Consider the following 19066-nt stretch of genomic DNA (forward strand, 5'->3'; position numbering starts at 1 on the left):
TGCGGTGTGTCAGCCAAATATTCAGTGACTGATACACCGCATTCGCGAGCAAGCCCGCTCCCACATTTTGCCCGCACTTCACATTCGGATGGTCGGCGCCCTCGCCCAGTCGATTTCACTCGCCGGCACCGGCCGGCCAAACCAGTAGCCCTGCCCCAGATCGCATTCATGCTCCAACAGGAACCGTGCCTGCTCCACCTGCTCGATCCCTTCGGCATGCACCTGCATGCCCATGCTTTTCGCCAGGGCGATCACCACGCGCACGATGGCGGCGTCGTCTTCGTCCCACGGCAAGCCGGCGACAAAGCCTTGGTCGATCTTGAGCTTCTGCACCGGCAGGCGCTTGAGGCGCAGCAGCGAGGAATAGCCGGTGCCGAAGTCGTCGATGGCCAGGCGCAAACCCAGTTCGCGCAGGCGGTGCAGTTGCTCCAGGGCGGCTTCGGGGTCGTCCATCACCGCGCTTTCGGTGACTTCCAACTCCAGGAAAGCCGGGTCCAGGCCGGTGTTGTGCAGCACCTGGGCAACCTGGTCGTACAGTTCGCGACGGGCAAACAGGCGGCTGGAGACGTTGACCGCGATAAAATTCAGCGGCACGCCATCAGCCAGCCATTGGCCCATCTGGCGGCAAGACTGGTCCAGCACCCAGGCGTCGATGTCGGCGATCAACCCGGTGCGCTCGGCGATGGGAATGAAATCCCCCGGCGGCACCAGGCCACGCTCCGGGTGCTCCCAGCGCACCAGTGCCTCGACGCCGATCAGGCGGCTGTCTTGCAGGTCGTGCACGGGCTGGTAGTAGACGCGCAGTTCGTGCTGGTCGAGGGCGCGGCGCAGTTCGCTGGCGATTTCCACGCGGTTTTGCGCGTGGGCGGTGAGTTCTTCGGTGTACAGCGCGTAGCCTTCGCGCCCGGCGCTCTTGGCCTTGAACAGCGCAGAGTCGGCGTTGCGCAGCAGTTGCTCGGCGCTCAGGGCATCGCTGGGGAACAGGCTGATGCCGACGCTGGCGCTGATAAACAACTGGTGGCCATCAAAGATGAACGGCTGTTTCATCGCGTCCAGCATGCGTTGCGCCAGGCCGGCGGCTTGCACCACCTGTGGACAACTTTCCGCCAGCACGGCGAACTCGTCGCCGCCCAGGCGCGCCAGGGTCACGCCGGGGCCGAACAGGGCCTTGAGCCGCTCGCCCACCAGCTTGAGCAGTTGGTCGCCGACGTTATGGCCAAGGCTGTCGTTGATGATCTTGAAGTGGTCCAGGTCCAGCAGCAGCAAGGCACAGCCGCGCTTGTGCACTTGCGCCGAGGCCAGCGCCTGCTCGGCGCGGTCGGTGAACAGCAGGCGGTTGGGCAGGTCGGTGAGCGGGTCGTGGTGCGCGAGGTGCGCCAGTTCGTGCTCGGAATGCTTGATGGCGGTGATGTCGGAGAACACCGCGACGTAGTGGCTGACGTGGCCAAGGTCGTCCTGCACGGCGCGGATGGTTTGCCACTGTGGATAAATCTCGCCGCTCTTGCGCCGGTTCCAGATTTCCCCGCTCCATTCGCCGGTACGCCCCAGGGCATGGAACATCTCCTGGTAAAAATTCGACGAATGGCGCCCGGACTTGAACAGGCTTGGCTGCTGGCCCATGACGTCTTCGCGCCGGTAGCCGGTGATCTCCACAAAGGCCCGGTTTACATGCACGATCAGGCCCTTGGCGTCGGTGACCAGCACGCCTTCGCGGGTGCAGTCGAACACGGCGGCGGCCTGGCGCAGGCGCTCGCGGTTTTCCTTAAGGGGCTGTGCCAGCCGGTTGGCCCGGTCAAAACGCGCACAGATCAGGTAAATGGCCAACGCACTGAGGGCCACCCACACGTAGCCGCGCACCTGCAGCCAGTGCCCCAGCGCCCTCGGTTCATCGAGAAAGTAGATCAATACCTGGTTGCTGAGCTGGAGCCAGACAATGGACACCAGCAGGTATACCAGCCCTACACGCAGGGCACCTCGGTATGAAAGCAGCATATGCTCAGTAATCCTTACTAAAAAAACAGAATCGCCCTACAAAGGCTGCGGATTATAGAATAAGAAACATCCAGTCACTCCTATCTGAAAGGGTGGCTGGTTTTCTCTGTAGGCTTAGTGATAATGCGTGAGCTGTTTTTTTCTTTATCTGAGGGCCATACAGCCTATGTGGTACAACGGTTTTCTTGACCTGTCAGCCTGGCAACTGGTGGCAGTCACTCTGTTGATGACCCACGTGACCATCGTTGGGGTCACCGTCTATCTGCACCGCTATTCAGCCCATCGTTCCCTGGAACTCAATGCCGGCCTGAAACACTTCTTCCGCTTCTGGCTGTGGCTGACCACGGCGCAGAACACCCGCGAGTGGACCGCCATCCACCGCAAGCACCACGCCAAGTGCGAAACCGTCGATGACCCGCACAGCCCGGTGATAAAAGGCCTGTCCACCGTATTGCGCAAAGGTGCCGAACTGTACCGCGCCGAAGCGGAAAACCCCGAGACCTTGCGCATCTACGGCAAGAACTGCCCGGACGACTGGATCGAGCGCAAAATCTACACGCCCTACCCGCTGCTGGGCGTGGCGATCATGGGCGTGATCGACCTGCTGCTGTTCGGCACCATCGGCATCACCATCTGGGCGATCCAGATGATGTGGATCCCGTTCTGGGCGGCCGGCGTAATCAACGGCCTGGGCCATGCCGTGGGCTATCGCAACTTCGAATGCCGTGACGCGGCGACCAACCTGGTGCCGTGGGGCATCATCGTCGGTGGCGAAGAGCTGCACAACAACCATCACACCTACCCCAACTCCGCCAAGCTGTCGGTAAAGAAGTGGGAGTTCGACCTGGGCTGGGCCTGGATCAAGGTGTTCAGCTGGCTGCGCCTGGCCAAGGTGCAGCGCGTGGCACCGATTGCCCACCGCGTCGAGGGCAAGGGCCACCTGGACATGGACACCGCGATGGCGATCCTCAACAACCGCTTCCAGATCATGGCCCAGTACCGCAAGTTGGTGATCGGCCCGCTGGTCAAGCAAGAGCTGGAGAAGGTCGATCACTCGGTGCGTCACCAGTTCCATCGCGCCAAGCGTTTGCTGTCGCGGGAGACCAGCTTGCTGGATGAGCGCCATCACCTGCGCATCCAGAGCATGCTGGAACACAGCCAGGCCCTGAAAGTGATCTACGAAAAGCGCCTGGCACTGCAACAGATCTGGCTCAAGACCAGCACCAATGGCCACGATATGCTCGCCGCCATCAAGGAATGGGTGCATGAGGCCGAGGCCAGCGGCATCCAGTCCCTGCGCGACTTTGCCCACCAATTGAAGACCTATTCCCTGCGTCCTGCAGCGGTCTGACCGTACGGTGGGAGGGCTTGCCCTCCCACCCACCGGCTTTTTGGCGCCATTTCTCGGACGCCGTCAATCGCGACCGATGACGGAACTTCACTGCAATTCCCCTCTCTCAATGAACACTTCGCCATCATGGTGGCCCCTTGTAGTGACCGCTGTTCCATCCTGCGGCGCGCCCAGAGAGAGTTGTGCCGATGGTTCACGAAAAGCCCTACCAGCCCGATCCCCCCAGCGCCGAGCACCCGCGCCCCGCAGCGGCGGCGACGCTGCTGGCGCTGATGCACGCCCAGGGCGAAGTCGAGCGGCTGAGCGAGCGCGAGCAATTGCTCAGCTCACTGTTGGTCAGCGTGAACGCCGTGCTGTGGGCCATCGATTGGGAAACGCGCCGCGTGCTGTACGTGAGCCCGGCCTACGAACGGGTATTTGGGCGTTCGGCCGGCCTGCTGCTGGCCGACCACCGGGAATGGCGCAACAGCATTCACCCCGAAGACCTCGACTACGCCGAACACAGCCTCGCCCGCGTGCTGGAACAGGGCGCCGTGGAAGACCGCGAGTACCGCATCATCACCGCTGACGGGCAGATCCGCTGGCTCAGCGACAAGTGCTACATCAACCAACAGGTCGAACCCGGCGAGCCGGTGATCGTGGTCGGCATGGCCGAAGACATCACCGAGAAAAAGCAGCTGGAACTGGAGCTGCATCGCCTCGCCACCACCGACGTGCTGACCCAGAGCAGCAATCGCCGGCATTTCTTCGAATGCGCCAACCAGGCCTTCGACAGCGCCTGCGCCCAAGGCGCGCCCTTGGCGTTCCTGTTGCTGGACATCGATGACTTCAAGGACGTCAACGACTCCTACGGCCATCTGGAAGGCGACCAGGTGCTACGGCGTATCGCCGAGAGCGGTCGCGGAGTATTGCGCCGTGGCGACCTGTTCGGGCGCATTGGCGGCGAAGAATTCGCCGCGGTCCTGCCCGGTTGTGCGCCGGAGATGGCGTTGCAGGTGGCGGAACGGCTGGGCAAGGAAATCCAGGCGTTGAGTTTCAGCTATGAAGGCTTGGCGTTTACGGTGACGGTGAGCCAGGGGCTGGCCAGCCTGAGCGAGGAAGATTCCACCCTCGATAGCCTCTTTGCCCGGGCAGATGCGGCGATGTATGAGGCCAAGCGGCTGGGCAAGAACCGCGTCGTCGCGAGCTAGGCACAGATCCAACTGTGGAACAGATCCAATGTGGGAGCGGGCTTGCTCACGAATGCGGAGTGTCAGTCGCAAGATTGATTGACTGATACACCGCCTTCGCGAGCAAGCCCGCTCCCACACAAGCCCGCTCCCACATTTGGATCTCATTGTTCTTTAGGCCTTGCGCACCCGCGTCAGCTCCGACAAGCCCACCTTGAGCAACCGCGCCGTCTTGCCATTGGCCAGCACCTCCAACCCTTCATGCTCAGTCAACCGCGCCATCTGCGCCGCCAGGTTCACCACCAACGCATCCCGCGCATACACCCCGCCCTCCAGCGAGTAGATCGCTGCGATCAACTGACGCAGTTCATGGGGCAAGCGCCAACGCGCACGCAACGCCGAGCCATAGGCGGCGCCAAAAGTGTAGAGCGCCTCGCCAATCGCTTCGTCATCCAGCGCTCCGCCGCCCAGCCGCCAGTCTTCCAGGCAGCGCAACAAGGCCAGGTCGCCGAGCCGATGCAGGATACCGGCGCTGTAGCAGCGCTCGTGATCCAACTCCAGCATGCGCGCCAGCCGGCGCGCGTAGTCGGCGGTGTCCTGGGACAGCTGCCAGTGACGCGCGGCATAGGCCACCAGCGCCGGGTCGGCCAGCACCACGTTGTGCTTGAGGGACAGGCCGAGGATCAGGTTCATGCTTTGCCCGGCAGCCAGCTTGTGCAACGCCGCTGGCAGGGTTTGCACCGGTGTGCCGTGATGGCCGGCGCTGTTGGCGGCGGCGATCAGTACGGCGGTGATTTGCGGGTCCATGCGCACCTGGTCTTCCAGGCGTTTGAGGTCCAGGCCGTTGGGCCCAAGGCTTTTTTGTACCGCAGCTTTCACATCCACGCGCAACGGCGCGCCATCGGACGCTTCGCGGCGGCGCTCCAGGAACACCGGCAACGTCATGCCCGGCGCCAGCGGCGGAATCTCGCAATACACGCTTTCGCCTTCATTGAGCAGCAGGTCTTGCAGGCGCTGGGTCAGGCTTTCCATGTTCAGGGGCTTGGTCAGGTACGCCGTGGGCGCCAGGGGCAGGGCTTCGCGCACACTGGCGCTGTCGTTGCGACTGCTCAGCAGAATGAACGGCAGCGCAGGCGAGCGGCGCTGCTGGCGCACGCTGCGCAGCAGGCTCAGACCATCGACGCCCGGCAGCTCCCAATCGGCCAAGATCAGGTCGTAGGTTTTTTCCCGCAGCAACGTAGCCGCTTGCTGACCATCGGCACACACATCCAGCCGTGCGTCACAGCGCACGTTCAACAACACTTGCTTGAGCAGGTCCCGCGACCAAGGGTCCGCTTCGGCAATCAACACTCGGGGTACAGCGGGTAAATCAACAGCAGTCATCCAGCACGCTCCATCGGCAATGCTTGCACCTTAGTCAATGGAGGCGGGTACGTACAATGAACGTGGGCTGAATGTGCCGGATCGGGCACAAAAAAACCCGCCGAAGCGGGTTTTTTCTGTCGATCAGCTCAGCTTTTGCTTACAGCTCAGAGAAGCACTCTTCGATGATCGCCAGGCCTTTGTCCAACAGCTCGTCCGGCGCGGTCAGCGGGACCAGCACGCGCAACACGTTGCCGTAGGTGCCGCAGCTCAGCAGGATCAGGCCCTTGTCACGCGCCTTGGCGACCACGGCCGCCACGGCCGCAGCGTTTGGCTTGTGGGTGTCGCCGCCGTCGAACAGCTCGACGGCGATCATCGCGCCCAGGGCACGCACGTCACCGATCACCGGGTACTTGGCCTGGATGGCTTTCAGGCCAGTGACCAGACGCTCGCCGACGGACTTGCAACGGTCCAGCAGGTGCTCTTCTTCGAACACTTCCATCACCGCCAGCGCCGCGGCGCACGCGATCGGGCTACCGGCGTAGGTGCCGCCCAGGCCGCCTGGGGCGATGGCGTCCATGTACTCGGCCTTGCCGCACACACCGGCCAGTGGGAAGCCACCGGCGATGGATTTGGCGAAGGTGGTCAGGTCGGCAGCAACGCCCATCTGTTCCATGGCGAAGAAGGTACCGGTACGGCCGGCGCCGGTTTGCACTTCGTCGGCGATCAGCAGGATGCCGTGCTTGTCGCACAGTTCGCGCAGGCGCTTCATGAAGGATTTTGGCGCGACGTAGAAACCGCCTTCGCCCTGCACCGGCTCGATGATGATGGCAGCGATATCACGCGGCTCGGCATCGTTCTTGAAGATGCGTTCGATGCTGGCGATGGAATCGTCGTCGCTGACACCGTGCAGTTCGTTCGGGTACAGCGCGCGGAACACGCCGCCGGGCATCAGGCCCATGCCGGCCGAATACGGCACGACTTTGCCGGTGAGGCCCAGGGTCATCATGGTGCGGCCGTGGTAGGCGCCGGTGAAGGCGATCACGCCAGCACGGCCAGTGGCGGCACGGGCGATCTTCACGGCGTTTTCCACCGCTTCGGAACCGGTGGTGACCAGCAGGGTTTTCTTGGCGAAATCCCCTGGCACCTTGGCGTTCACTTTCTCACAAACTTCGACGTAAGGCTCGTAGGCCAGGACCTGGAAGCAGGTGTGGGTCAGCTTGTTCAGTTGCTCGGTCACGGCCGCGATGATTTTCGGGTGCACGTGGCCGGTGTTCAGCACGGCGATACCGCCGGCGAAGTCGATGAACTCGCGACCTTCAACGTCGGTCACCGTGGCGTTCTTCGCGGATTCGGCGAAGATCGGGTGGATCTGGCCAACACCGCGCGGTACAGCGGCTTCACGGCGTTTCATCAGGGATGCGTTGGTCTTGCTCATAAAGTCCTCATTCGCCACTCATCGGGTGGCGGGGTCCAAGGAATACGTGGCGGGGAGGCAACTGCGGCAGCATGCGATGATCGACTGCCACAGCGTTCCCGGCCACTACGAATAACGTCTTGAAACACGCAAAGGGTCAGCGCTCTCGTGCCCTCTGCGTTCACTGCAATCTCTTGCCGGACTTAGATGCCCAGGCAGAGGTATTTGATTTCCAGGTAATCCTCGATCCCGTACTTGGAGCCTTCACGGCCCAGGCCCGAAGCCTTGATGCCGCCGAACGGCGCCACTTCGTTGGAGATCAACCCGGTGTTGACGCCGACCATGCCGTATTCCAGGGCTTCGGCCACACGGAACACACGGCCCAGGTCGCGGGCGTAGAAGTAGGAGGCCAGGCCGAACTCGGTGTCGTTGGACATCGCGATCACTTCGGCTTCGTCTTTGAAACGGAACAGCGGTGCCAGTGGGCCGAAGGTTTCTTCCTTCGCCACAGCGGCGTTTTTCGGCACGTTGGTGAGGATGGTCGGCTCGAAGAAGTTGCCTTCCATGACCTTGCCGCCCGCCAGCAACGTCGCGCCTTTGCTCAGGGCATCGGCGATGTGTTCCTGGACCTTGGCCACGGCTTTTTCGTCGATCAGCGGGCCGGTGGTGGTGCCATCTTCCAGACCGTTGCCGATCTTCAACTTGGCCACGGCCACTTTCAATTTTTCCGCGAAGGCGTCGTACACCGAATCCTGGATGTACAGGCGGTTGGCGCAGACGCAGGTCTGGCCGTTGTTGCGGTACTTGGAGATGATCGCGCCTTCGACGGCCTTATCCAGGTCGGCGTCGTCGAACACAATGAACGGCGCGTTGCCGCCCAACTCCAGGGACACTTTCTTGATGTCCTTGGCGCATTCGGCCATCAGCTGGCGACCGATTTCAGTCGAGCCGGTGAAGGACAATTTACGCACGATCGGGTTACTGGTCAGCTCGCCGCCGATGTCGCCAGCGCTGCCGGTGACCACGCTCAGCACGCCTTTCGGGATGCCGGCACGGTGCGCCAGCTCAACCAGCGCCAGGGCCGAGAATGGCGTTTGCGAAGCGGGCTTGATGACCATGGTGCAACCGGCGGCCAGCGCTGGGCCGGCTTTACGGGTAATCATCGCGGCCGGGAAGTTCCACGGGGTGATGGCAGCGGTCACGCCGATCGGCTGCTTGATCACGATCAGGCGCTTGTCGGGCTGGTGGCCGGGAATCACGTCACCGTAGATGCGCTTGGCTTCTTCGGCGAACCACTCGATAAAGGATGCAGCGTAGACGATTTCGCCCTTGGCTTCGGCCAGCGGCTTGCCTTGTTCGAGGGTCATCAGGCGCGCGAGGTCGTCCTGGTTTTCGATCAGCAGTTCGAACCAACGGCGCAGCTTGTTCGCGCGCTCCTTGGCGGTCAGTGCACGCCAGGCCGGCAAGGCGTTGTCGGCGGCTTCGATGGCGCGGCGGGTTTCCGCGGCGCCCATCTTTGGCACGGTACCGAGAATCTCGCCCGTGGCCGGGTTGTTGACCTTGATGGTCTGACCGTTGTCCGCATCGACCCAGGCACCATCGATAAAGGCTTGCTGGCGGAACAACTGGGCATCTTTAAGCTGCATGTCGGCTTTCCTTAACAGCACCGCGCACGCGCGGAGCGAATTAGAGTTGTTGAAAGGCGCCTTGTGGGCTGCCGTCAGGGAAATCAGCCCCAGCGCGCGGGTTAAAGAAGCGCACGCGGGAGACAGAGCGTTTGAAATCTCAAACGAATCCTAGGATCAATGGGGGTACAGGGCAATAGTCTGTTCGAAAAAAAGAACGAAAACCGCGCATTTGCCGAATCTTTCGGATCAGCGTGATTGGCCCGGGTTCCCCCGCCATGACCGGCGGCGCCCGACTTAGGGCGCCTGCGCGCGCATTTCCTACGGTTCAGCGGCCAAAAACCAGCATGGACGCCCAAGGGCGACATGGGTATGATGTCGCCCGCACAAGCATCCGTAGCTCAGCTGGATAGAGTACTGCCCTCCGAAGGCAGGGGTCGTGGGTTCGAATCCCGCCGGGTGCACCATACACAGATGAAAAAGCCCCAGGTCGAAAGGCCTGGGGCTTTTTTGTGGTCGCTGGGAACCAGATCTTTGACGGTTTACACAGATAGAGACTGCCAGCTCTGCCTGGCACGTCTTCTTCCAACTCCCAGCGGATAAATGCCTATGTTGCCACTTAACAATCAGCCCCACTCCGTAGTGCCAGGCACTTCGCCTTCCCCCACAGAGTCCCCCAAGACCAGCGCCGCCGCCCAAACCAAAAGCCATGCTGGATTTAGCCAGGCCCCCCTTCACCCGCAGATGCAACGAGAAATTCTCAGTTTTCTGCAAAGCATGACGCCACCACCCAATCTCAAGGCGATGCGAGACCAGGTGCCGGCTGACGAGTGGAAAAGCCTTGAGGGCGTAGCAACCCTTGAGCTGAACGCGATGCTCAATACGCCGATGGGCAAGGAAATGTCGCACGCTCTCCAGACCAAGTTCGACGGCTCGACGTTCGACGCTTTGACGTGGGGGATCGTGGGACTCACCAGCCAGATGGGCGATTCGATTCCGGACAGGGACAACTATTCCATAAAAGGCTTTGACTGGGGCGCGGGAGACAGCAGTGCAGCCAACACTTTCAAACATCTAAAAGCGTTCTTGGTCAAGCAAGAACAAACAACGCCTGAAATGGCGGGCGCCGTTGCCTTTCTGCAACTATTGAAGTTCTCCCCTGCCTCTCTCCTGAGGGATATCCCGGACTATGTGGATATGTCCAGCCTGGAGTGGGAGAAGGTATCGGACAAAGTCGACTCGCTGATGTTGGAACATCCGTTGAAGCCCCTGGGCATGACGTATAGCAACGTGCTCAACCTGTTAGACCCCACCCGAGTCGAAAAAAGGATGAACGAGTTCTAAGCCAGCCTCGCGCCCGCCAGCGTCGAGAGACTGGCGGGCCACAACCGGATGCAAGCGCGATGTCGCGCACTCAGGGTTGTTTCAACGCTTCCAACCGCGCGGGCAAGTCTTCTGCGCGAAAACGCTCATGCAATATCAGTAGCTTTTCATCTGCCGCCTGGGTCTGTCCTGCCTCACGCAGTCGCGCAATTTCCTGCAACCCATCTTCCAACGAAGGCAACGCCACCGGCGCGCGCTTGCTGAGTTTCGCGCTGGACTCATCCGCCATCGACCCCATGACTTGCGCACTCTCGGCCTTGGGCGCGGCAGCCATTCGGGCCACCGGCGCGGGGGCGGACATCATGGGCGGCGGCGGGCTGGCGGCCTCTTCGTGGAACGCGGAGAAGGTCGCGCTGGTGATTTGCGGCTGCGGCACGGGCGAGCGCATGACCACGCCGATCATCAGCGCCAAACCGGCGACGGTGGCGAATGCCATTTGCCAGCGCGGCCGTTGGCAGGCTTGCAGCCAGCGTTGCCACAGGTTCGGTTGCGGCACCGGGGCTTCGCGGCGGGCGGCGGCGAGGATGAACGCGTCGAGGGACGCAGGTGGCTCACCCGTGCGGTGTTGACGGTAGTGCTGGAGCAGCACGTCGTCGGAATCTGGAGTGTGTCGGGAGTCGGTCATGCGGGTATCTCCTCGGCCAGCAGGCGGCGCAGTTTCTGCTGGGCGTAGCGCAGGCGGCTTTTTACGGTTTCCAGCGGGGCGCCCGTGAGGGTGGCGATTTGCGGCACTTCGAGCTCGCCGTGCAGGCGCAGCAGGAAGACTTCGCGCTGGTCTTCGGGCAGGTCTTGCAGCGCAGCGTCGAGCCGTGCCTGGTCGCGGCTCAGGCTCAACTGCTGCTCGGGGCCGGCGCTGTCGTCGGCCTGGGCGTGCACTTGCTCGTTGTAGCTGTCGTGCAGCGGGTTGTGGATGCCGTGCTTGCGCCAGTGATCGATCAGGCGGTTGCGGGCAATCTGGAACAGCCACGTACGAAAACTCGCCCGGCCCTGTGGCTGAGTGGTGCTACGGATCAGGCTGAGCCAGGTGTCCTGGAAGATTTCCTCGGCCAGTTCGGCCTTGTTGCTCAGGGACACCAGGAACCGGTACAAGCCTTGGCGGTGCCGCGCGTACAGGGCCTCGAACGCGGCACTGTCCCCGGTTCGATAGCGGGCCAGCAGCGATTCGTCGCTGGGTGCGTCTTCTGGAACGGCCATGTCGATGGCGAACTCCTTTCGATGGATCACGTGGGAGCCGGGCTTGTCGGTCCCACAGTGGATCGTTGTGGTATTCGAGATCAGTGCTTGAGGCTCTGCGCCAACTCCACCAACTGCACGAACTCATGGCGCAGCCCAAAGGGGTCATCGCCGAGGGCCGAGCGGGCCAGTGCAGCCGTGTCCTGCAAGCTCATGCTGCCAGTGTAGCGGCCATCACCCTTGAGCTGTTGGGCGAAGGCGGCCACGGCGGCCGAGAAACGCAGGTCGGCGCTGGCCTGGGTGGCCTGGTTATGGATGGGCCGCTCGATCAGCTGGCTGTCGCCGCCGGCTGCAGGCTTGTAGCGCACACGTAGCATGGCCAGTTCATCGGCGTTGTCTGGCGCCTTGGACGCGGCAGCGTACCGCAACGGTTCCAACCAGCCCTTCTCGCCCACCGGGACGATTTCATACAACGCAGTGAGCGTATGCCCCGCACCAATCTCACCCGCATCAACCTTGTCGTTGCTGAAATCCTCACGCTTCAAGGCGCGGTTTTCATAGCCGAGCAAACGATATTCGCTGACGCGTGCCGGGTTGAATTCCACCTGCAGTTTCACATCCCGCGCCACCACCGCCAGGGTCGAGCTGAGCTGGTCCACCAGCACTTTGCGTGCTTCACGCAGGTTGTCGATGTAGGCGTAGTTGCCATCACCCGCGTCGGCCAGTTGTTCCATCAGGTGTTCGTTGTAGTTATCCACACCGAAGCCCAAGGTGGTGAGGGACACGCCGCTTTTGCGCTGCCGGGCAGCCATCTGCTTGAGGCTGTCGAAATCGCTGACGCCCACATTGAAATCACCGTCGGTGGCCAACAGGATGCGGTTGATGCCGTTGTCGATAAACCCTTCGCGAGCCATCTGGTAGGCCAGTTCGATCCCCGAAGCGCCCGCCGTTGAGCCACCGGCGGCCAGTTGATTGATGGCGTTGCGGATCTTGGCCTTTTCGCGACCGGAGGTGGGCTGCAGCACCACGCGCGACTCGCCGGCGTAGACCACCAGCGACACACGGTCCTGCTCGCGCAACTGATCCACCAGCAAGTTCAGGGTGCTTTTCACCAGGGGCAAGCCTTCGCGGCGGTCCATGGAGCCGGACACATCCACCAGAAACACCAGGTTGGCCGGCGCCAGGTCGGCCACGGCGCGGTCGGACGCGCGGATGCCGATGCGCAACAACTGGGTGTGCGGGTTCCACGGCGTGGCCGAGACCTCAGTGCTCACGCCAAAGGGCGAGCCATCGGTGGGCAATACGTAGTTGTAGGGGAAGTAGTTGAGCATTTCCTCCAGCCTTACAGCCCCTTCGGGCGGCAGGCTACCTTGGTTGAGGAAGCGTCGTACGTTGGCGTAGCTGCCGGTATCGACATCCACGCTAAAGGTCGAGACGGGCGTTTCGGCAACACGCTGCACCGGGTTGTCCGGCAGGCGTTCGTATTGCTCCCCGGGCTCACTGCGATATTGAATCACCCGCTCGTCGCTCATCATCAACGGTGCCGCCATGGGCGCGGAGGCCGCGCGCTTGACCAGCGCACCTTCGACGCGCACCTGCGCGCTGGGCGGCGTGAGAGCGGGCATGACCTCTGCGGCCGCGGCGGGCGTGGCCGTGTCTTGGGATGTGGGCACGCCACAACCCGCCAGTGCCATCCACGAAGCGATGGCGAGACCTTGTGCGACGGGACGCAAGAGCGGCTGGAAATGACGAGACATGGCGACTGAACCTCAAGGGTGAATAATGTGTTCACTCCTTCAGACGCGACAGGGCTGGTGCTCGGGTTAAACGCCAAGTTTTTTTCTTGAACCCTTTTCGGCAGCTGATGCGGTCTTGTAAGGCCGTGTGTGGTTCTTTTGTTGTCCGTCGGCGGGGTTCTTGAAAAACAACCAGACAAACGAAGTTGGAACTCGCCCTACCTCAACCCACGAACAAAACACCCACACCCAAGATAGCTGCAACTACATGCGACAACGCCGCTTAAACCACCATCAGGTAACAGTTGAACGATTGGAGTCCGGTTTGCGCAATGCCAACTTATCGCACCGCAAAAGGACTTTGCCTACAGACTTTATCAAGGATAAAAACAAGCAGCGTTTGACGGTATAACAATGAGAATACATTCTGGCGTACAGGCCTTTTTCCCGCCCTACAGCGCCCCGCAGCGACCACAACAGTTCTTTCGCCCATTCAATATCCTGACGGTCTTTCGTCCCTTCGTCCGACCCTTTGTCACTCACCCGTGGGTGCGAACTTTCACGCGCCCAATCCTTCGCCCGATGCCCCGGCCCGACCACACGCCGCCGCCTCCCGAGCGCCGCACACATCTGCCAAGTCCAGATAGGCCCAGCCCCCACACCTGGGATGGCAAGGACCGGACCCAACGTCCGGACGATCCTTACGTCTCCAGGATCAACAAGCGCTCCTACGATAAACAGCAGATTATCGAGCAGCTCACACGCGGCGTGGCGACCTGGCGCGATACCAATCAAAACAACCAGACCGAGATTTCGTACTCCTTCCACAACGGCGGGTTCAACGAAGCGCAAAGGCAGGAAGCACGAAGGTCTTTGACGTCCTGGAGCGATGTCGCCAATCTCCAGTTCACCGAAAACGGCGGCCCGGCCGAAGGTCGCGTGACCTTTGGCATTTCAAGCTCGGTCAGGACCGCACACGGCACCTACCCGACGCCGGGCGGCAGAGGTGGCGGCGAAACCCTCTACAACCCGCGCATGGCATCACGTGTGGTGATGACCCACGAGATCGGCCACGCCCTCGGCTTGAAACACCCTGGCCACTACAACGGCGAGGCCTGGGAAAGCCAGCGCGTTTACGCTCAAGACTCCACCGCCCATACCGTCATGAGTTACTTCGGCGATCAAAGCAGTGGCAAATGGCTCGGCGCCAAACCCCTCGCACCGATGATGGATGACATTGCCGCGATCCAGAAAAAATACGGGGTCAACCATCAGACACGCAAAGAGGACAACACCTACGGTTTCAACTCCAATACCCAACGGGACTACTACACCCTCAACTCTGCACGGGACAGCCTTATCGCCTGCATCTGGGACGGTGACGGCAATGACACCCTGGACGTTTCCGGCTATCAATCCAACCAGGTCATCAATCTCAAGGCCGGTGCGTTTTCAGACATTGGCGGGCTCAAGGGCAATGTGTCCATCGCCCGGGGCTGCACCATCGAAAACGCCATCGGCGGCGCAGGCCCCGACGCGATGATCGGCAACGATGCGGACAACCGGCTCACCGGTGGTCCGGGGGCCGACCAGAAACTTGGCGGTGGCGGCGCGGATACATTCGTCTACACCGACGCCCGTGATTCCACCCCCGAGCAGCCCGACACGCTCATGGACTTCACCAGTGGCACCGACAAGATCGATGTGTCCGGCGCCCTGCAAAAAGCCCACGCCCCGGCGCTGAGTTTTGTCCAGGCCTTCAGCGGCAAGGCGGGCGAGACCGTATTGGCGTATGACGAAAGCACCGGCAAGGGCAGTGTCACCATCGACCTGAACGGCAACGGCCGCGCCGACCTGCTTATCAAGACCCATGGGCAGGTCAAACCCGACGATATCGTGCAAACCGTGGCAGGCAGCCGTTATCGCCTGAACCATCGACGCGGCTGAACCCGCCGCAAAGCGTCACCCACAACGACAAAGGCCCTCCCCGATCAGTGCCGGGAAGGGCCTTTGCCTGCGGTGCCGAGGTGTTAGTCGGTACCGTATTTCGGGTTACGCGGGCCGTACAGAATCCCCGTGCGCTGCCCCGGCGACAGCAGGCGCGCACTGGTGATACCGGCAATCGGATGCGCCGCATCGGTGGAGCTGTTGATGACCTGCTTCACCGCCGCCGTAATCAGCATGCCCACCAGGCCACCGCCATTGTTGTTGCCTTCCTCGCTGGAGGCCCGCGCCGAGCCGGTCCACAGGGTGGTGCCGGTGCGCAGGTCGACCAGTTTGGCCGAGGCCGTCACCGCCGTATCGCTGGAGATCAGCATGTACTTGGTGCCGTACTCGGTGACGGTGATGTACAGCGCCGCGTCCGCGCCGAAGATGTCGTGCAGCTTGGCCGCTGGCACCGCCTGGATATCGTTGGCGGTGGTCAGGCCGTTCTGGCGGAAGGTTTCGTCCACCAGGGCAATCGGCAACACGTAGTAGCCGGCTTCGGCCAACGGGTAGGTGACTTGCGACACCAGGCTGTAGGACGCTTGCACTTCCGGCGACTCATTGAGCGGCGGCAGGACCAGGATCGACTTCGGCCGCGCCTGTTTGTACGCCGTGTAGTCGATGGTCTTGGGTGCCGCGCAACCGCCGAGCAAGGCCAGGGCCAGCAAGGCGCCGGTGAGTTTCAAAAGGCTCATTTCGTGGCGACTCCGGTCTTGGCGTTCTTCAACAAAAAGTCCATGTAGGAAGCGGACTCGGGGAACAATGCCTTCTCGGTGCGAAACTCCTGCACCATCTGGTCATCCTTGCCCATGCTCAGGTACAGCATGCCCAGGTGCGCGTGGTAACCCGGCGGGGCTTTACGGCCACTGGCGTTGATCTTTTGCAGATCCCGTTCCAGCGCTTCGACCTGCGCTTCCTTGGGCTCGCCCTTGAAGTACTCGTAAACCTGCGGCTGGTAGCTTTCCCATTGATACAGGGGCTGGGGCGCCGTGTGGCACCCGGCGACTACTGCGCTTGCTGTCAGCATCAGCGCCAACTTCACTGCCTTGCTCATCCGTGTACTGCTCCTTGAGGTGTTGCCGATCAGTTGCGCGGGTTCCAGGCGCCGGCGTTGATGCCGTCCACCAGGCGGTTGATGGCTTCGCGCATGGCCAGGTCCAGGACCTTGCCATTGAGGGTGGAGTCGTAGCTGGCGGTGCCGCCAAAGCCGACCACTTCACGGTTGGACAGCGCGTATTCACCGGCGCCCTGGGTGGAATACACCACTTCGGAAGTGCTGATGTTGACGATGTTCAACGCAACTTTGGCGTAGGCCACCTGGGTCTTGCCACGGCCGAGGATGCCGAACAACTGGCGGTCGCCGGTCTCTTTGCGGCCGAACTCGGTGACGTCGCCGGTCACCACGTAGTCAGCGCCCTTGAGCTTCTGCACGGTGCCTTTGATCGCCGCTTCCTGGGAGATTTCGCCCATGTTGTCGCGGTCCAGCACGCTGAAGCGGTTGGTCTGCTGCAGGTGGGTAATCAGGATGGTCTTGGCCTGGCCGCCGAGGCGGTCAACGCCGTCGGAGAAGATGCCGCGCATGTAGCTGGAGCGGTTGTCGAACTTGCCCACGGCGATCGGTACACGCACGCCGTTGTAGACGACACCGGCGCTGGCGACTTTTTCCACCGGCAAGGCGCGGTTGCTCTCGGTGGCGCAACCGGCCATGCCGAGCAGCGCGGCGGCGGCAAGGCCTGACAGTAGGATCTTGGAGAGTGAGTTCACATATTGCTCCTGAAGTGAGAGATCGGGTGCAGCCGGTGACGCTAGCGCGACGGAATATCGCGCAGGTCATCAATGATGTAGCGGCTCAGGCCGCCGGTGAAATAGCGCTCGACACTCGCGTTGCCGGAGTTGGCGACGATGCCGCCGATGGTCCGCCATTGCTGCGCCTGGCCCACCCAGTTGTTGGGCACCAGGCCAGCGCGGTTCTGAGCGAAGTGCAGGACTTCGCCACCGGCCTTCTTGACCTTGACCTTGTAGCCGAAATCGATGCTTTGCAGGATGGTACCGTCATCCACCACCAGGTTCGTCAGCCCGCCGTTGGAGTCGATGATATGGCGCACGTAGACGATATCCACGTCCAGCAGATAGTCGGCGCTTTCCTTGCTGGTGGCGTAGCGCTTGGCCTTGAGCAGACGGTCGACCAGATCGACGCCAAGCTCGTTGCGCACCTTGTCATCGGTCATGAAGTGCTTGCTTTTGCCGCCCACCTCCACGTTGAAGGTGTCGACCCAGTAAGTCGCGGTCTTGGCAATCGTGACCGGGGCGGGCGAGACGTAGTAAGCCGGTTTGGAGGCGCAGCCGGCCATGAGGCAGGCGGCAATGAATACCGCTAATACACGCATGTATGAATTCATCCCTGAACAGTGTCGAGCTTTAAACAATCGCGGCATTTTACGGAGTTAAGAGGGGTTCTCAAGTGTATTTGGTCGCCTGCGTGCGCCGCCGCACATTCCTCAAGTTGTGTAACATCCGGTCGAGACACTGATTTGTGTCTTTTTATTAATAGGGATATTGCGTGTTTAAGGTACTTTTTCGGGCCTCGGCCCTGATGGCAGCGCTGTCGATGACCGGCTGCGTGTCCTACACCGTCACGGGCCCTATCGGCGCCCCGCTCCACCCGGCAGCTGTCAGCAGCCCACGCAGTGCGCAAATCGCCGATGTCGCGGTGACTGCCGCCGACGTCAACGATGCCAACAAGACCGCCATCAGCCGCTCCCTGACCGTGCAGCTCAATCAATACGTGCGCACGGCCGGCTACTTCAAGCAAGTCACCGAATACCCCACGCGCCTGGGGGAAAACGATGTGTCGCTGAAATTCAACATGACCTCCCTCAAGGGCCACCGTGGCGTGCACCCGGCCTACGTGCCCGGTGCCTTGCTGACGCTGACCATCTGGATCTGGGTCAACGGGCCGATTTTCGTCGATACCTTCGACGTAGCCGGTGACCTGACCATCGTCGACCGCGAGGGCAAGGCGCTGGCGAGCGCCAAGCAAGAGGTCAAGTTCGAGCGCAACGTGGGCCTGTACGGCCGCGAATACTGGGCACCGACCATGGGTGCCCGACAATTGAATGAACTGGTGTCGCAACTGCTCGACAGCGCCACCGCCAAGTTGCCCAAGGAGTAACTCATGAACGGATTGATTAAACGCAGCCTGGTGCTCGCGGTGGTGTTGCTGACGGGCTGCGTGTCGTACTCGCAACACGAACTGCCGGCCGTGCAAACCTGGCCGCCAACCGCCAACGCGCCGGCACAAAAGCCTACGGCATACGTACGCACCACTGCGCTGAACCAGGTCAACAGCGGCCCGGGCAACGCGGCGGCCGGCGCCCCGGCGCTGTTGTGGGAAAAGGCCGTGGCGGATTCGTTTCGCCAGTCCAACCGCTTCTCGCGGGTGAGCACCGACAAGGTCGATTCGGATATCTATGCCGATGCCACCTTGTACAACAACGAACAGTTCAGCATGGCGTCGGCGATCATCACCGGCGTGACGTTCTTCATCATCCCGACCACGGCGAAGAACACCTTCACCCTGGAAACGGTGTTCAAGGACAAGGACGGCAAGGAATTGGGTCGGGTCAAGAAAAGCGAGTCCGTGCGTACCTGGATGCAGCTGGTGCTGATCGTCGGCATCCCGTTCCAGGCCGATACGCGGGAAGTCGTGGAGGCGTTGACGCGCAGTACGCTGGATGAGGCGGTGCAGCGTAAGTTGCTGTAAGCCGACATCTTCGTTGGCAGCTCCGCCGCTTTCGCGAGCAAGCCCGCTCCCACCTTTGATTTGTGAACACATTCAAAAATGTGGGAGCGGGCTTGCCCGCGAAAACGGT

General features: G+C 61.8%; 17 protein-coding genes and 1 tRNA gene. 7 read left to right on the plus strand and 11 right to left on the minus strand.

Annotated features, from left to right (window positions below):
• Positions 1 to 78: 78 nt before the first annotated feature.
• Positions 79 to 1992: a phosphodiesterase DibA gene (dibA, locus tag NUV89_RS18535; RefSeq protein ID WP_257782443.1), complete on the minus strand. Its 1914-nt coding sequence runs from the start codon at positions 1990 to 1992 to the stop codon at positions 79 to 81.
• 166 nt (positions 1993 to 2158) lie between these two features.
• Here dibA and desA point away from each other — a divergent pair, with 166 nt between their 5' ends.
• Positions 2159 to 3343, plus strand: coding sequence for a delta-9 fatty acid desaturase DesA (desA, locus tag NUV89_RS18540; protein WP_257782444.1), 1185 nt, complete (start codon positions 2159 to 2161; stop codon positions 3341 to 3343).
• Between the two features lie 188 nt (positions 3344 to 3531).
• Positions 3532 to 4533, plus strand: a complete 1002-nt coding sequence (locus NUV89_RS18545) for a sensor domain-containing diguanylate cyclase (RefSeq protein WP_257782445.1) — start codon at positions 3532 to 3534, stop codon at positions 4531 to 4533.
• Positions 4534 to 4686: 153 nt separating this feature from the next.
• On the opposite strand, the gene NUV89_RS18550 is transcribed toward NUV89_RS18545, so the two are convergent.
• The 3 genes from NUV89_RS18550 to gabD all read right to left on the minus strand — a co-directional run bounded on the left by NUV89_RS18550 (position 4687) and on the right by gabD (position 8937).
• Positions 4687 to 5895 carry a response regulator gene (locus NUV89_RS18550; protein ID WP_257782446.1) on the minus strand — a complete coding sequence of 403 codons (1209 nt, stop codon included), beginning with the start codon at positions 5893 to 5895 and terminating at the stop codon, positions 4687 to 4689.
• Positions 5896 to 6034: 139 nt separating this feature from the next.
• Positions 6035 to 7312 (minus strand): 4-aminobutyrate--2-oxoglutarate transaminase, encoded by a 1278-nt coding sequence (gene gabT, locus NUV89_RS18555; protein WP_017734501.1) that lies wholly within the window; start codon positions 7310 to 7312, stop codon positions 6035 to 6037.
• 182 nt (positions 7313 to 7494) lie between these two features.
• On the minus strand, positions 7495 to 8937 hold the full coding sequence (gabD, locus tag NUV89_RS18560) for an NADP-dependent succinate-semialdehyde dehydrogenase (protein ID WP_207040900.1): 1443 nt from the start codon (positions 8935 to 8937) through the stop codon (positions 7495 to 7497).
• A 369-nt stretch (positions 8938 to 9306) separates the two neighbouring features.
• Here gabD and NUV89_RS18565 point away from each other — a divergent pair.
• Both NUV89_RS18565 and NUV89_RS18570 read left to right on the plus strand, forming a co-directional pair.
• A tRNA-Arg gene (locus NUV89_RS18565) sits at positions 9307 to 9383 on the plus strand.
• A 142-nt stretch (positions 9384 to 9525) separates the two neighbouring features.
• Positions 9526 to 10260 carry a hypothetical protein gene (locus tag NUV89_RS18570; protein WP_257782447.1) on the plus strand — a complete coding sequence of 245 codons (735 nt, stop codon included), beginning with the start codon at positions 9526 to 9528 and terminating at the stop codon, positions 10258 to 10260.
• Positions 10261 to 10330: 70 nt separating this feature from the next.
• Here the strand turns inward: NUV89_RS18570 and NUV89_RS18575 are convergent, their stop codons facing one another.
• The 3 genes from NUV89_RS18575 to NUV89_RS18585 form a co-directional block, all read right to left on the minus strand.
• The gene (locus NUV89_RS18575) at positions 10331 to 10924 is read right to left on the minus strand and encodes a hypothetical protein (RefSeq protein ID WP_257782448.1); all 594 of its coding nucleotides are present in this window, start codon (positions 10922 to 10924) and stop codon (positions 10331 to 10333) included.
• Positions 10921 to 11493, minus strand: coding sequence for an RNA polymerase sigma factor (locus NUV89_RS18580; protein ID WP_257782449.1), 573 nt, complete (start codon positions 11491 to 11493; stop codon positions 10921 to 10923). The genes NUV89_RS18575 and NUV89_RS18580 overlap by 4 nt, the downstream gene beginning before the upstream one ends.
• 80 nt (positions 11494 to 11573) lie before the next feature.
• Positions 11574 to 13166 (minus strand): von Willebrand factor type A domain-containing protein, encoded by a 1593-nt coding sequence (locus NUV89_RS18585; RefSeq protein WP_374684515.1) that lies wholly within the window; start codon positions 13164 to 13166, stop codon positions 11574 to 11576.
• Between the two features lie 915 nt (positions 13167 to 14081).
• On the opposite strand from NUV89_RS18585, the gene NUV89_RS18590 reads away from it, so the two are divergent.
• A complete protein-coding gene (locus NUV89_RS18590; RefSeq protein ID WP_257782451.1) occupies positions 14082 to 15155 on the plus strand; it encodes a M10 family metallopeptidase C-terminal domain-containing protein in 1074 nt (357 codons plus the stop codon).
• An 83-nt stretch (positions 15156 to 15238) separates the two neighbouring features.
• On the opposite strand, the gene NUV89_RS18595 is transcribed toward NUV89_RS18590, so the two are convergent.
• The 4 genes from NUV89_RS18595 to NUV89_RS18610 all read right to left on the minus strand — a co-directional run bounded on the left by NUV89_RS18595 (position 15239) and on the right by NUV89_RS18610 (position 17581).
• The gene (locus NUV89_RS18595) at positions 15239 to 15889 is read right to left on the minus strand and encodes a DUF799 domain-containing protein (RefSeq protein ID WP_257782452.1); all 651 of its coding nucleotides are present in this window, start codon (positions 15887 to 15889) and stop codon (positions 15239 to 15241) included.
• Positions 15886 to 16248 (minus strand): DUF4810 domain-containing protein, encoded by a 363-nt coding sequence (locus tag NUV89_RS18600; protein WP_017739195.1) that lies wholly within the window; start codon positions 16246 to 16248, stop codon positions 15886 to 15888. The genes NUV89_RS18595 and NUV89_RS18600 overlap by 4 nt, the downstream gene beginning before the upstream one ends.
• Before the next feature lie 29 nt (positions 16249 to 16277).
• A complete protein-coding gene (locus tag NUV89_RS18605) occupies positions 16278 to 16901 on the minus strand; it encodes a CsgG/HfaB family protein (protein WP_257782456.1) in 624 nt (207 codons plus the stop codon).
• 98 nt (positions 16902 to 16999) lie between these two features.
• Positions 17000 to 17581, minus strand: a complete 582-nt coding sequence (locus tag NUV89_RS18610; RefSeq protein ID WP_257782453.1) for a hypothetical protein — start codon at positions 17579 to 17581, stop codon at positions 17000 to 17002.
• A 173-nt stretch (positions 17582 to 17754) separates the two neighbouring features.
• Between NUV89_RS18610 and NUV89_RS18615 the strand changes: the two genes are divergently transcribed.
• Together NUV89_RS18615 and NUV89_RS18620 are read left to right on the plus strand one after the other, a co-directional pair.
• Positions 17755 to 18366: a hypothetical protein gene (locus tag NUV89_RS18615; RefSeq protein ID WP_257782454.1), complete on the plus strand. Its 612-nt coding sequence runs from the start codon at positions 17755 to 17757 to the stop codon at positions 18364 to 18366.
• A 3-nt stretch (positions 18367 to 18369) separates the two neighbouring features.
• On the plus strand, positions 18370 to 18957 hold the full coding sequence (locus NUV89_RS18620; RefSeq protein ID WP_257782455.1) for a hypothetical protein: 588 nt from the start codon (positions 18370 to 18372) through the stop codon (positions 18955 to 18957).
• Positions 18958 to 19066 lie beyond the last annotated feature (109 nt).

It is taken from the genome of Pseudomonas sp. 18.1.10 (assembly GCF_024655625.1).
GTDB lineage: Bacteria > Pseudomonadota > Gammaproteobacteria > Pseudomonadales > Pseudomonadaceae > Aquipseudomonas.

Coding starts and splice junctions, on each gene's coding strand:
- dibA (WP_257782443.1), bottom strand. CDS start 1,992: ATGCTGCTTTCATACCGAGGTGCCCTGCGTGTAGGGCTGGTATACCTG.
- desA (WP_257782444.1), top strand. CDS start 2,159: ATGTGGTACAACGGTTTTCTTGACCTGTCAGCCTGGCAACTGGTGGCA.
- NUV89_RS18545 (WP_257782445.1), top strand. CDS start 3,532: ATGGTTCACGAAAAGCCCTACCAGCCCGATCCCCCCAGCGCCGAGCAC.
- NUV89_RS18550 (WP_257782446.1), bottom strand. CDS start 5,895: ATGACTGCTGTTGATTTACCCGCTGTACCCCGAGTGTTGATTGCCGAA.
- gabT (WP_017734501.1), bottom strand. CDS start 7,312: ATGAGCAAGACCAACGCATCCCTGATGAAACGCCGTGAAGCCGCTGTA.
- gabD (WP_207040900.1), bottom strand. CDS start 8,937: ATGCAGCTTAAAGATGCCCAGTTGTTCCGCCAGCAAGCCTTTATCGAT.
- NUV89_RS18570 (WP_257782447.1), top strand. CDS start 9,526: ATGTTGCCACTTAACAATCAGCCCCACTCCGTAGTGCCAGGCACTTCG.
- NUV89_RS18575 (WP_257782448.1), bottom strand. CDS start 10,924: ATGACCGACTCCCGACACACTCCAGATTCCGACGACGTGCTGCTCCAG.
- NUV89_RS18580 (WP_257782449.1), bottom strand. CDS start 11,493: ATGGCCGTTCCAGAAGACGCACCCAGCGACGAATCGCTGCTGGCCCGC.
- NUV89_RS18585 (WP_374684515.1), bottom strand. CDS start 13,166: ATGGCACTGGCGGGTTGTGGCGTGCCCACATCCCAAGACACGGCCACG.
- NUV89_RS18595 (WP_257782452.1), bottom strand. CDS start 15,889: ATGAGCCTTTTGAAACTCACCGGCGCCTTGCTGGCCCTGGCCTTGCTC.
- NUV89_RS18600 (WP_017739195.1), bottom strand. CDS start 16,248: ATGAGCAAGGCAGTGAAGTTGGCGCTGATGCTGACAGCAAGCGCAGTA.
- NUV89_RS18605 (WP_257782456.1), bottom strand. CDS start 16,901: ATGGCCGGTTGCGCCACCGAGAGCAACCGCGCCTTGCCGGTGGAAAAA.
- NUV89_RS18610 (WP_257782453.1), bottom strand. CDS start 17,581: ATGCGTGTATTAGCGGTATTCATTGCCGCCTGCCTCATGGCCGGCTGC.
- NUV89_RS18620 (WP_257782455.1), top strand. CDS start 18,370: ATGAACGGATTGATTAAACGCAGCCTGGTGCTCGCGGTGGTGTTGCTG.